This is a genomic window from Catenulispora sp. GAS73, from assembly GCF_041262085.1.
GTDB lineage: Bacteria > Actinomycetota > Actinomycetes > Streptomycetales > Catenulisporaceae > Catenulispora.
Window position 1 is genome coordinate 34,234 of sequence record NZ_JBGCCM010000022.1, and the last position, 14,447, is coordinate 48,680.

Annotated in this window: 2 protein-coding genes and 1 pseudogene; 2 read left to right on the forward strand and 1 reads right to left on the reverse strand. The window is 72.3% G+C overall.

Features of this window, described 5'->3' with window-relative positions; all coding sequences use genetic code 11:
- Window positions 1–22 precede the first annotated feature (22 nt).
- Window positions 23–6,589, forward strand: a complete 6,567-nt coding sequence (locus ABH935_RS30075) for an SDR family NAD(P)-dependent oxidoreductase (RefSeq protein ID WP_370381313.1) — start codon at window positions 23–25, stop codon at window positions 6,587–6,589.
- 41 nt (window positions 6,590–6,630) lie between these two features.
- A pseudogene (locus ABH935_RS30080) lies at window positions 6,631–11,250 on the forward strand (beta-ketoacyl synthase N-terminal-like domain-containing protein); the annotation flags it as partial.
- A gap of 86 nt (window positions 11,251–11,336) precedes the next feature.
- On the opposite strand, the gene ABH935_RS30085 reads toward ABH935_RS30080, so the two are convergent.
- Window positions 11,337–14,231, reverse strand: a complete 2,895-nt coding sequence (locus ABH935_RS30085; RefSeq protein WP_370381314.1) for an AAA family ATPase — start codon at window positions 14,229–14,231, stop codon at window positions 11,337–11,339.
- Window positions 14,232–14,447: the final 216 nt, after the last annotated feature.

A 14,447-nucleotide genomic window follows, 5' to 3' on the forward strand; every position in this document is an offset into this window, starting at 1 on the left:
TCGAGCGGGAAGCGGACAGATCATGAGCAGCGACGGAAACAAGACGACGAACTCTGAGGACGCCCGCCTCGTCGAGGCGCTTCGCCGCTCCCTCAAGGAGACCGAACTCCTGCGTCGGCAGAACCGCGTGATGCGGGAGTCCGCCTCGGAGCCGATCGCGGTGGTCGGGATGGGGTGTCGTTTTCCCGGCGGGGTGCGCTCGCCGCAGCAGCTGTGGGAGCTGGTGGTCCAGGGCCGGGACGCGGTCGGGCCGTTGCCCGGCAACCGCGGCTGGGATCTGGCGGGTCTCTACCACCCGGACCCAGACCACCCCGGAACCAGCTACGCACGCGAAGGCGGGTTCCTGCACGACGCCGACGCCTTCGACGCCGACTTCTTCGGCATCAGCCCCCGCGAAGCACTGGCCATCGACCCCCAGCAGCGGCTGCTCCTGGAAATCGCCTGGGAAACCCTCGAATACGCCGGCATCAACCCCGACACCCTCCACGGCAGCAAGACCGCGGTCTACACAGGTGTGATCTCACAGGACTACGCACCTCGCGACCACGTCGAACTGCTGCGGGATGTCGAAGGCTATCTCGCGATGGGAAACACTTCGAGTCTGGCTTCGGGTCGCATCGCGTATACGTTCGGGTTTCAGGGTCCTGCGTTGACGATCGACACGGCGTGCTCGTCCTCGCTGGTCGCCGTGCACCTGGCCGGACAGGCACTCCGGCAGGGCGAGTGCGATCTCGCGCTGGCCGGCGGCGCCACCGTCATCGCCACGCCGTCGATCTTCATCGAATTCAGCAGGCAACGCGGCCTGGCCCCGGACGGACGCTGCAAACCCTTCTCCGCCAACGCCGACGGCACCGGATGGGCCGAAGGCGCAGGGCTGATCCTGCTCGAACGACTCAGCGACGCCCAACGCCACGGCCACCACATCCACGCCATCATCCCCGGCTCCGCCATCAACCAAGACGGCGCCAGCAACGGCCTCACCGCACCCAACGGACCCGCACAAACCCGCGTCATTCAGCAGGCCCTCACCAACGCCGGCCTCACCCCCGACGACATCGACTCGATCGAAGCCCACGGCACCGGAACCACCTTGGGCGACCCCATCGAAGCGGGTGCTCTCCATGCCGCCTACAGCAACCGGAACAGGCCCCTGTATCTCGGCTCGGTCAAATCAAACCTCGGACACACCCAAGCCGCCGCCGGCATCGCCGCGATCATCACCCAAGCCCAAGCGCTGACCCATCACATCCACCCGAGAACTTTGCACATCAGCGAACCCACGCCCCACCACGACTGGAGCGACAGTCCCCTGAGGTTGCTGACCGAGAACATCCCCTGGCCCGCCACCGATGGGAAACCTCGCGCCACCGCCATCTCCGGGTTCGGTATCAGCGGCACCAACGCACACCTGATTCTCCAGGAACCCCCGACGCCGGAAACCGAAGCCATACCGGCACCTACGCCGCGTCCCGGGCCGCTCGCCCTGGTGCTGTCGGCGAAGAGCCCTGACACGCTCACCCGTCAGGCACGCAACCTCGCCGACTTCCTCGACAGCCACCCCGACCTGGAGCCCAGTGCCGTGGCCGCGACCTTGGCCGCACGTCCGGCGCACGCCCACCACGCCACAGCTATCGGGCACACCCTGGACCAGTTCACCGTCGCACTCCGCGACCCAGCACTCCCCCGCTACACCGGCCAACGCAGCCAAGCCGGACGCCTGGCCTGGCTGCTACCCGGCCAAGGCAGCCAGCGTCCCGGCATGGCCGTCGCTTTTCACAGCACCTACCCCGGCTACGCCACCGCCTTGGAAGATGCCTGCCAAGCCCTCAACCCACACCTGCCGGAACCCCTAGACAAGATCCTGCTGGCCGGCCCGGACGCCCCCGAGGCCAACCTGGTCCACGACACCCTCTACACCCAACCCGCCCTGTTCGCCCACCAGATCGCACTCGCCGCACTGCTCGGTGAACACGGCATCCAGCCCGATTACCTGATCGGCCACTCCCTCGGCGAGATCACCGCCGCGCACCTGGCCGGCGTGCTCGACCTCCCCGACGCCGCAACCCTGGTCACGGCCCGCGCGCACCTCATGCAGACCATGCCCGAAGGCGCCATGCTCGCCGTCGAAACCGAACCCGGCACCCTCGACACCACCGCCCTACCGCCAGGCATCGAGATCGCCGCCGTCAACAGCCCCACCCACCTGGTGCTCGCCGGAGACCCCGCCGCGATCAACGACTACGCCGCACAGCTGACCACCCGCGGCATCCGCACCAGAACCCTCAAGGTCAATCGCGCCTTCCACACCCGACACACCGACACAGTCCTCGACCAGTTCCGTACGGTCGCCGCCGGACTGAACTACCAGCCGCCAACCATCCCCATCATCACCAACCTCACCGGGGAAATCGCCACCGCAGAACAACTCACCAACCCAGAACACTGGGTCACCCACATCCGGCAGCCGGTCCACTTCGCCGCGGGAATCAATGCCCTGAAAACCAACGGGACAGGCACCTACCTCGAACTCGGCCCACGCACCACCCTCACCGCACTCGCCACGGCCAACAACGCCGGACCCACCCTGCTCCACACCGGACCCGACGCCGAAACCCTCACCCGCGCGCTGGCGCGCCTGCACCAAACCCACCGCGCGCATCTACCAGCAACCCCGACAACCCATATCCCGCTACCGACCTATCCGTTCACACCCACCGCGCACTGGCTCATCGCCCCCACACCAACGCCCGACCCCGCGCCGCTCGGGCAACAACCCGCCAGCCATCCCCTCCTGGCGACCACCATCCACCAACCCGAAACCCACACCACCCTGCACACCGCCCAACTCACCGAGAACACCCTCCCGTGGCTCGGCGACCACCGCATCAATCACAGCACCCTGCTTCCCGCCACCGCGGTGCTCGACCTCGCCGCACACATCGCCAAAACCCACGGACACAACCACATCCCCGAGCTCACCCTGCACCACCCCGTCACCCTCACCGACCAGCCGCTGAACCTCCTCCTCACATACACCGACGCACCAGGTCAACCCGCCGCCCTCACCGTCCACACCCACCACCCCGACAGCCCCGAGCACCAGACCCTCAACGCCACCGCGACACTGACCACCACCCACCCCGAGCCTCCGGCCACCACTGACCCATGGCCGCCTCACAACACGACCGCGCACGACCCCGAAGCCCTGCACCACCAGCTCCACCAGCGCGGCTACGACTACGGGCCCACCTTCACCCACCTCACCCGCCACACCACCGACCCCCAAACCCGCATCCACTACGCCGAAGCCCACCTCCCACCCGGAACACCTACGACCGGCCACACTCTCCACCCGGCCCTCACCGACACCCTCCTACACCCACTCGCCTGGAGCACCGACGACGAACCTGCGGACGACGACACCGTCTACGTGCCCTACACCCTCACCGACACCCACCTGTACGCCTCGGACACCACCGGCGTCGACACCCTGCGCGCCCAACTGACCCCGGGTACCGAACCCCACACCACGGACATCACTTACGCCGATGTGAACGGCGAGACGATCCTCACCACGACGCTGACGCTGCGTCCGCATCGCAGGTCGAGTGCCGATGTCGCCCACGATGCGATGTTCGAACTCAGCTGGCGCAGCGTTCCCACGCGACCGGCGCCCGCCGCGCCACCGGTCTGCGCCGTGATCGACGCCGCCGCGCTCGACTCGGCGTTCGCCGAGCTCGGATTCGTCAGCGCCCGATACCCGGGTGCGGCCGCGCTGCGCGCCGCCGTCGACGCCGGGGCGCCGATTCCGGACTTCGTGTTCGCAGGCTTCGAAGAACCCGCGCTCGCACAACCCCACGAGCCGGCCGGGGCGCAAGCGGCGCATCACGAGGCCGAGCGCGCGTTGCTACTCACCCAGGAGTGGCTCGCGCAGGACCGCTTCGCCGACTCCCGGCTCGTGTTCGTCACCCGCAACGCGGTCGCCGCCGGTGCCGTACCGGCGTCCGTCGATCTCAGCGCCGCCCCGATCTGGGGGCTGATCCGGAGCGCGCAGTCGGAGCACCCGGGCCGCCTGGTCCTTCTCGACCTGGACGAGGGCTCCGGTGCCGACACCCGCCTGATCCTGGAGGCGCTCGCCGCCGACGAGCCGCAACTCGCAGTGCGCGACGGAGCGCTGCTGGCCCCGCGCCTTCAGCGACGGGAGCGCGCGGGCGGCGCGGGCGCGGCACTCAGCGCCCCGCCGGACACCGAGCACTGGCGGCTTGAGGCCGTCCAGCCGGGCACGTTCGAGCACCTCGCGCTCGTCGCGCAGGGTGCCGGCGACGCGGGCGGAGCCGACGCCCTGCTGCCCGGGAGCATCAGAGTACGCATGCGCGCCGTGGGTCTGAACTTCCGCGACGCCCTGATCGCGCTCGGCGTGTACCCCGGCGAGGCGCTGCTCGGCTCGGAGGGCGCGGGCGTCGTCGTCGAGGTCGGCGCCGGGGTCACCGGGATCGCGGTGGGCGACCGGGTCTGCGGGATCTTCGCCGGGTGTGCGGGCCCGCTCGCGGTCACCGACCACCGGCTGGTCGCGCGGATTCCCGAGGGCTGGACGTTCGCTCAGGCCGCGGTCGTCCCGATCGTCTTCCTCACCGCCTACTACGCCCTGACCGACCTCTCCGATCCGCAGCCCGGCCAGTCGGTGCTGATCCACGCGGCCGCCGGCGGCGTCGGCTCGGCCGCGGTGCAGCTGGCCCGCCACCTCGGCTTGGAGGTGTTCGCGACGGCGAGCCCGGGCAAGTGGCCGGCCCTGCACGCCGCAGGCATCCCCCCACACCGCATCGCCTCCTCCCGCAACCTCGACTTCGAACACACCTTCCGCACCGCAGCCCAAAACCACGGCATCGACATCGTCCTCAACTCCCTCACCGGCGACTACATCGACGCCTCCCTCCGCCTCCTCAACCACCACGGCCACTTCCTCGAAATGGGAAAGACCGACATCCGCCAACCCACAGACCTCACCACCGAACACCCCGACATCCACTACCACCCCTTCGACCTCATGGACGCCGGCCCCGACCGCATCGCCCAGATGGTGCGAGAGGTCCTGGCACTGTTCGACCGGGGCGCGCTCACCCTGCCGCGGATGCTGGCCTGGGAGGTGCGTCAGGCCCCTGAGGCGCTGCGTCACCTGAGCCAGGCCAAGCACATCGGAAAGCTGCTGCTCACCGTCCCGCACGCCCTCGACCCCGCAGGCAGCGTATTGGTGACCGGCGGGACCGGAGCTCTGGGCCGTGCCCTGGCTGCGCACCTGGCCGAAGAGCACGGTGTCAGCAGGCTGATTCTGCTCGGCCGACGAGGAACGGCGGCTCCGGAGACGGCCCAACTGGTCGAGCGGCTGGCGGCGCGCGGCGTGGAGGTGGTCGTCGAGTCCTGCGACGTGGCCGACCGCGCGGCGCTCGCCGCCGTCCTGGGCCGGATCCCGGTGCAGCACCCGCTCACCGCGGTCGTGCACGCCGCCGGTGTCGTCGATGACGGCTTGCTGGCTGAGCTCACACCCGAACGGCTGCACAACGTGCTCCGTGCCAAGGCGGACGGGGCCTGGAACCTGCACGAGCTGACCGCCGGCCTCGACCTCGCCGCCTTCGTGCTCTACTCCTCCGCCGCGGGTGTGCTGGGCAGTCCCGGGCAGGCGGCGTACGCGGCGGCCAATGCCTTCCTCGACGGGCTCGCGGCGCACCGCCGAGCACACGGGCTGCCGGCGGTCTCGCTCGCGTGGGGACCGTGGGAGGGCGGCGGGATGGCCGGCCGGCTCGCCGACGCCGATCAGGAGCGGCTCGCCCGCGGCGGCCTGCTGCCGCTCACTCCGGAGCTGGGCATGGCGCTGTTCGACGCGGCGATCGCGGGACCTGCCGCAGCCCTCGTTCCGATCCGGTTCGACCTGCGCACGATCCGCGGCGCGAGCCCGGAACTCCTGCCCGCGCCCCTGCGCGACCTCGTCGGCGGCGGGTCCGCGCGCGCCGCCGCCGAACCCGAGGCGGCCGACCCGGCGCAGGAGGATCTGGCGGCGCAACTGGCCGGGCTGGACGAGGCCGGCCGCGCGGCCCGGCTGCTCCCGCTGGTCCGTCAGCAGGCGGCGGCGGTCCTGGGCTACGGTTCGAGCGCGGCGATCGGCGACGACCAGGCGTTCAACGACCTGGGCTTCGACTCGCTCACCGCCCTCGAACTGCGCAACCGTCTCAATGCCCTGACGGGGCTGCGGCTGGCCGCGACGCTGCTGTTCGACCATCCGCATCCGAGAGCCGTCGCGGCCCGGATCGCGGCGGAACTCGCGCCCGCCCCGGCGCCCGGCCAGGACACCTCCGCCGCCGCGCTGGCCGCGTTGTCCGGGCTCGAACAGGCCCTGGCCGGTCTCGGCGCGGCGGACGACGCGGCGCCGGAACTCGCCCGGCGGCTGCGGTCCCTGGCCGAACGCTGGGGCGCCGCCGAGAGCCCGGCGGCCCCGAACGCCGCCGCGGCGGACGTCGCCGAGCGGCTCGAATCGGCCGACGCGGCGGCCGTCCTGGACTTCATCGACCGCGAACTCGGCCGCACGCCCGGCCGCTGAGCGCCCCCGCACCGAGCGATCCGAGGAGAGCGAACGCGATGCCGGACGAAAAGGAACTCGTCGACTACCTCAAGTGGGTCACCGCCGACCTGCACCGGACCAGGGAGCGGCTGCGCGAGGTCGAGGACGCGGCCCGCGAGCCGATCGCGATCATCGGCATGGGCTGCCGGTTCCCCGGCGGCGTCGCCGCACCGGACGACCTGTGGGACCTGGTCGCCGAGGGGCGGGAGGCGGTCGGCCCGCTGCCCGGCGACCGCGGCTGGGACCTGGCGGCGCTCTACGATCCGGACCCGGACCACCCCGGGACCATCACCACCCGGTACGGCGGCTTCCTGTACGACGCGGCCGAGTTCGACGCGGCGTTCTTCGGCATCAGCCCGCGCGAGGCGCTGGCCATGGATCCGCAGCAGCGGCTGCTGCTGGAAGTCGCGTGGCACGCGATCGAGCACGCGGGCCTGAGCCCGGCCGCCTTGCGCGGCAGCAACACCGGAGTCTTCGCGGGGCTGGTGGCCGAGGAGTACGTACCGCTCGCGAACGCGGTCCCGCCCGAGCTTGAGGGCTTCTTGATGACGGGGAACGCAAGCAGCATCGCCTCGGGCCGTATCGCCTACACCCTCGGTTTTCAGGGTCCTGCGTTGACGGTCGACACCGCGTGCTCCTCCTCGCTGGTCGCCGTCCACCTGGCCAGCCACGCACTGCGGCAAGGCGAATGCGATCTCGCGCTCGCCGGCGGCGCCACCGTCATGGCCACTCCCGGCCTGCTGATGGAGTTCAGCCGGCAGCGCGGGCTGGCCCCGGACGGCCGTTGCAAACCCTTCTCCGCCAACGCCGACGGCACCGGCTTCTCAGAGGGTGCAGGGCTGATTCTGCTGGAACGCCTCAGCGACGCACAGCGTCACGGCCACCACATCCACGCCATCATCCCCGGCTCCGCCATCAACCAAGACGGCGCCAGCAACGGCCTCACCGCACCCAACGGACCCGCACAAACCCGCGTCATCCAGCAGGCCCTCACCAACGCCGGCCTCACCCCCGACGACATCGACTCCATCGAAGCCCACGGCACCGGAACCACCTTGGGCGACCCGATCGAAGCGGGTGCCCTCCACACTGCCTACCGCGCCCGCACCAGGCCGCTCCATCTGGGCTCAGTCAAATCAAACCTCGGACACACCCAAGCCGCCGCCGGCATCGCCGCCATCATCACCCAGACCCTCGCCATCAATCACCGAACACACCCCAGAACGCTGCACATCACTGAGCCCACACCTCACCACGACTGGACCGACACGCCCCTGAAATTGCTGACCGAGAACACCCCCTGGACCACCACCGACGGCAAGCTTCGCACCACCGCCGTCTCCAGCTTCGGCATCAGCGGAACCAATGCCCACCTGATCCTGCAAGAAGCCCCCACACCAGCCCCGGCAACCGAACCGACCCCGACGCCTGAGCCCCGGCGACAGCCGCAGGCCGTACCGCTGATCATGTCCGCCAAGAGCGACGCCTCGCTGCGCCGCATCGCCCACGCGCTGCGCGACCTCGTCGAGGCGGGCACCGTCGATCTGACCGACATCGGTCGTGCGCTCGCCGAGCGCACGCGACTCGACGAGCGCGCGCTGGTGGTGGCCACGGACAACGCAGTGGCCGGGCACGCGCTGGCCGCACTGGCCGAGGCGGAGCAGTCCCCGCACGTCGTGCGCGGCAGCGCGCACAGCAGAACAGGCTCGCGCGCGGGCACGACCGCGTTCCTGTGCACAGGCCAGGGAAGCCAGCGTCCCGGCATGGGCCAGCAGCTCTACGCGTCAGAACCCGTATTCGCCCGCGCGCTCGACGACGCGTGCGCCTGCTTCGACGAGCATCTGCCGCGGCCGCTGCGCGAGATCATGTTCGCAGCGCCGGGCACGCCCGAGGCCGGGCTTCTCGACCGCACCCTCTACACCCAGCCCGCGCTCTTCGCCCTGCAGACCGCCCTCTATGCCCTGGTCCGCACTTACGGAGTGACTCCCGGATACTTGATCGGTCACTCCTTGGGTGAACTGACTGCTGCGCATCTGGCCGGCGTGTTCTCGCTGCCGGACGCCGCAGCCCTGGCCGCCAAGCGGGCCCGGCTGATGGACACGATGCCGCCCGGCGCCATGCTCGCGCTGAACACCGACGCCGAGTCCACGGCCGGCCTGCTCTCAGGCATCGAGGACGAGGTGTCCGTCGCCGCGTTCAACAGCCCCCGCCACACCGTGCTCGCCGGAGACGCCGAGGTGCTTGACGCCGTCGCCGACCGGTGGCGCACGAAGGGCGGCCGAGCGACTCTGCTGCGCACCCGGCACGCCTTCCACTCCTCGCACACCGACGGCATCCTCGACGAGTTCCGCGCCGCCGCGGAACAGGTCTCCTATCACAGGCCTGCGATCCCCATCGTGGCCAACCTCACCGGCCACCTCGCCGAGCCCGAGCAGTTGTGCACGCCGGACTACTGGGTGCGGCAGATCAGGAATCCGGTGCGGTTCGCCGACGGCGTGGCCACCCTCGACCGCCTCGGCGTCACCTCCTATCTGGAACTCGGTCCCGACCCCGTGCTCAGCGCGATGGTCGCCACCTGCCTCGAAGGCCGCGACGACCCCGCGCCGGCCGTCGCGCTGCTGCGCAGCCGCCGCCCTGAGGCCTATACGGTGGTGAGCGCGCTGGGCGCGCTGCACACGCGGGGCGTCCCGGTCGACTGGGCCCCGGCCTTCGGCCCGGGCCCGGCCCGCCGGGTGGACCTCCCGCCCTATCCCTTCACCCGGGAGCGCTACTGGCTCGACCACGCCGCGCCGGCGGCGAAGGACACGGCGCACGATCCGCTCACCGCGCTCGGCGCGGAGCTCGACGGTCTGGTCGCCGACCTCGGGCTCGACGCGGGAGAGCGCGCGGCTCTGGCCGCGCTGGGACCTGCGATCGAGGACCGGCGGCGCTCGCTCGCGCTGCGCCGCCGACCGACGTGGCGGCCCTTGCCGAGCGGCGCTCAGCACCCGCGGCTGGACGGGACCTGGCTGCTCGTCGGGGCGCCGGGGCCGGACCTGGCCCACACGGAGATCAACGGCCAGCCCGATACCGAGACTGGCTCCGAGGCTGACTTCGAGGCTGACTTCGAGGCGATGGCTCGCATGATGGCCGACCGCGGCGCCGAGGTCCTCTCGCTCCGACCAACCGGCGCAGGCCGGGACCCGGAATCCTGGGCCGACGCGATCCGTGCCGCCGCGCACCGGCCGCCGCGCGGCATCGTGCACCTGCTCGGCCCCGACGGCCGGGACACGGCGCCGGCCGTGATCGAAGCGTTGGCCCTGGCGGGCCTCGACGCGCCGCTGTGGCTGATCACCCGCGGCGCGACGAGCGTCGAAGGACTCGACGACACACCGGCCGAACCCGAACGCGCCGAGCTCTGGGGCGCGGCGCTGGCCGCCAGGGCCGCGTGCGAGGGCCCGCGGGCCACGGTCCTCGACCTGCCCGCAGCGCCTGGCCGGCAGACGTGGGAACGGCTCGGCTCCCTGCTCGCCGCCCCGAGCGAGGACGAGCGGCTGGCGATCCGCGGCGCCGAGGCCTTCGCCGCGCGCCTCGACCTCGCCCCGATCCGGCCGGCAGGCGGCCGGTGGCGCCCGAGCGGCGCGGTCGCGCTGCTCGGCGGAGACGTCGACCTGACCGCGCACGCGGCACGGTGGCTGACGGCCGCCGGCGCCGCGCACCTCGTGCTGCTCGTGCCCGAAGCCGCAGGAGCCCCAGAAGCCGTGGAAGCCGTGGAAGCCGTGGAAGCCGTGGAAGCCGTGGGAGCCGTGGGAGCCGCAGAAACCGCGGACGGCGCAGCTTTGCGCGATCTCGCGGCGCGCCTGGCCGCCGAAGGCACCGCGATCAGCGTGTTGTCCTGCGATTTCGCGGACCGCGCCGCGCTCGGCAAGGCGCTCGGTGACACCGAGCACGGACATCGCGTATCAGGGCTCATCTACGTCCCCGCGCGCGACACCGCGGCCGCGCGCCGCGCGCTGCCCGCCCTCGCCGAGGCAGCCGAGGGGCTCGATCTCGATGCCTTCGTGCTCTTCGTTCCGGTGCGCGGCCTGCTTCCCGGTCCGCAGGACGGTGCGGACGCGGCACTCGCCGCGCTCGCCGACGCGATCGTGCGCCGCCGTCTCGCCGCTGGCCTGCCCGGCCTCTGGGTGGCTGCGGACCTCATCGCCCCGGACGGGGCCGCAACGCTGCCGTACGCACCGATCGTCGCGGCTCTCGCGCACGCCACGGACCGCTCGGCTGCGGGCATCGCCTTCGCCGACTCGGCGCGTGCGCCGCGAGACGCCGCCCTGTTCGCCGACGGCACCGACCCGCGACGCCCCGAGCAGGCACCCGCGGTGGACCTCGACGCGCTGCGCCGCGAACTGGCCGACGCCACGCCCGAGGCCAGGACCGAACTGCTCGGCGCGCTGCTGCGCGCCCAGATCGCGGCCGTGCTCGCGCTGCCCGACCCGGAGCGCATCGGCTCCGAAGAGCACCTGCTCGACCTCGGGCTCACGTCGTTCGGCGCGCTGGAGCTGCGCACCCGGCTGCTGGCCGGCTCCGGTATCGACATCGACGCCGCGGTCTTCTTCGAGCACCCCACCGTCGCCGCGCTCATCGGCCACCTCGACGAGGTGCTGTGACGAGCCGCGCGGGGAACCGGAACCGGGACCGGCCCGGCCGAGACCGAGACCGAGACCGAGACAGAAACAGAGACCGAGCCGCCGAGCTACTGCCCCGCCGAGTCGCCGCCGATCGTCCCGAGCCGGGCCACGAGCGCGGCCCGCGAGTTCACGTTGAGCTTGCGGTAGATCCGGCTCAGGTGCACGTCCACGGTGCGCGGACTCAGCCGCAGCTGGCTGGCGATCTCCCGGGTGCGCTTGCCCCGGCCGGCGATCGCGGCGATCTGCCGTTCCCGTTCGGTGAGCGCGGCCAGCAGGTCGTCACCGGCCTCGGGCTCGGTTCGCAGCAGCCCTTCGGCCGCCGCGTCGATCCTGCGGTAGACGCGTTCAGCGCCGCAGAACCGGGCGAGCTGCTTGGCCTCGCCGAAAAGCGTCTCCGCCTGCCGGGTGCGGCCGAGGCGGACGGCGCAGTCGGCGGCGCTCTCGACCATGAAAGCCCGGCAGACCCCCATGCCCAGCGCGCCGAAGGCCGCCGCCGCCTCCAGGAAGCACTCGATGGCCGCGGCGTGGTCGCCCCGCTCCCGGGCGACCAGTCCGCCGCACATCAGCGGATAGGGCCGGTGCTCGGGCAGCGTCGCCGCCTCCGCCGCGCGCCGCGCCCAGCGCCCCGGCGGGCGCCCGGCGGCGGCCTCGGCGCTGGCCAGTTCGGCGTACGCGGCGGGCCGGCGCACCGCGGGGATGTTCGCCAGGTCCGGACCGCCGCCGCCGGAGACGAGCGCGGCGCACAGCTCGGCGTCCCCGGCGATCAGCGCGGCCTGCGACAGGCACAGCGCGGCGATCTGGGCCCAGCCCAGGTCCAGCGGCACGAAGGCGTCGGCGATCCGCGCGGACGGGTTCGCCTGGTCGGTTTCGTGCTGCGCCGGCTCGGCCAGCACCGCGCCGTGCACCCGCAGCGCCCGGGTGACCGCGCGCTGGGTGCCCCGGTTGACGTCGACCAGCATCCGGTCGATGTATCCCAGGATCCGGCGGGCCTCGGCCAGCCGGCCCGCGTGCAGGAAGGTGAAGCACAGGCCGTTGAGCACGACCGGGAACAGGTGCCGGTTACCGGCCTGCCGCGCGACGAAGAACGCCCGGGTCAGATGGCGTTCGGCGGCCGGGAGCCGGAGCGCGAGCGCCTCGGACCAGCCGAGCAGGGCGAGGAACTCCGGGTGTGCGGCGACGTCCGCGTCGGCGAGGCCGTCGAGCAGTTCGGCGCACTCGCCGAGGGTGGCCACGGCCGCCGCCGAGCCCTCGAACCAGAGCTCGCACAGACCGGTCAGCGCCAGCGCCCCCGCCTGGAGCGCGGTCAGCCCGTGCCGCCGCGCGAGCTCCAGCGCCTCGGCCAGCCCCGCGCGGTCCGGCAGCCGTCCGGTGAGGACCTCCACGGTGGCCCGGGTGATCATCAGCCGGCCCGCGTCCGCCGGGTCTAGGCCGCGCAGGTCGCTGAGCTCCTGGTAGAGCAGGGTCCTGGCCTCCACGTGCCGGGTGAGCGCGGCTTCGAGCAGGCAGCAGAACACGATCGCTTCGGCGCGGGCGCGCGCGGAGGCACCGGGCAGCAGCCCGAGGATGAGACGCACCTGGCGGCTGAGCTCGGGCGCGCCGGCTGAGGCCGTCAGGGCCGTGGTCCGCATGATGGTGGCGCGCACCCGGAGGTCGGCCACCGCCTGTCCGTCCCCGGCGTTCTGTAGCAGGCCGAGCAGCGAGCGCATCCATCGGTCGGCGGTGGACGGGTCGTAGCCCACGACGTCCGCCGCCGCCCGCATCAGGACCTGGATGTCCTCCTCGTCCGCGGGTTCGGCGGGGTCGGCCGAGTGCTCGATGTGCCAGGCCAGCTCGGTGCTGGGGGTCCACCGTTCACGCAGCAGCTGCACGGCGCGGCGGTGCGCCTGCGCGCGCCAGCGGTAGTCGGTCTGGTCGTAGAACGCCTGCTGGACGAGCGGGTGGCGGAAGGCCAGCTCGAAGCCGCGGTAGGACGGACGCAGCAGGTCCCGCCCGCACAGCGCGTCCACGGCGACTCCGACCTGCTCCAGGTCCAGTTGCGCGACCGTGGCCAGGGCGTCGGGGTCGAAGCGCTCGCCGAGCACCGAGGCCGCGGCGGCCACCTGCGACTCGTGCGGGGACAGCAGCGCGGTCTCGCTGAGCAGCCGCTGGGTGAAGGCGTCGCCCCGGTCCCGTCCGCCGTCGGCCGTCCGCCGGTCCCACAGGGTTTGTAGATAGAGCGGATTACCCTCGGCCTGTTCGTGCAGCCGTCGCAGGACCGGGTCGGTCTCGGGCAGTTCGAGTAGTTCGGCGGACTGGGCCAGGGTGAGCGGGCCGAGTTCGGTCACGTCGACCCGCCCCAGTTTCACCCCCTCGCCGAGCACGCCGACCTGCCGCGCGGACAGCTGCCGCGGCCGCAGCCCGAGCGCGACCACCAGCGGAGCGGTCACCGGGCGTTGGATCAGGCACTCGATGAGGGCCACCGAGGCCTCGTCCGCCCAGTGGAAGTCGTCGAGTATGAGGACCAGGCCCGCCCCGTCGCCCTCGGCCCATTCCTGCAGCAGAGCGCGCACGGCCAGCACGGCGTGCTCGACGCCGGCCGGGTCCGTGCGCTCGGTGGCGATCCCGGTCAGCTCCCGCAGCACCGTGCAGATCGCCGGCGGCGCGCCGTCGTTCGGCACGTCCGCCTCCGCGGCGCTCGTCAGGGCGCTGAGCAGCGTCGCGAACTGTACCTGCCGCGTCGGCTCGGCACAGTGTGCGCGCAGCACCCTGAATCCCCGCCGGTCGGCTTCCCGGGCCAGGTCGGTGAGCAGCCGGCTCTTGCCCGAACCCGCCTCGCCGATGAGCTGCGCGATGCGGCCCCCGTGGGGCACCAGAGTGTCGAGCGTGCCCAGCAGGCGGGCGTTCTCCGCGGATCTGGCGGATCTGATGGCCTCGGATGGGGTCGCGGTGCGGCATGATGCGGCGGACGGTGAATCGGTCATCAGCTCCCGGTCCTCTCAGCTGCCCGCCCGGCGGGCAGCCGCCGAACGGGTCGAGGCGGCACGCTCGCGGCATACGGCCGCGGGGTCGGGAAACCGGCTGCCGGCCGTCGCCGTTCGGCGAGGCGGCAGCGGAAGTCCCGGCTCGCCTGGGCTGTGCCGCCATCGGCGCCGGGTATGTCTCCCGTTCACGGCGTCGGCGTGCCTGAACCGCATCCC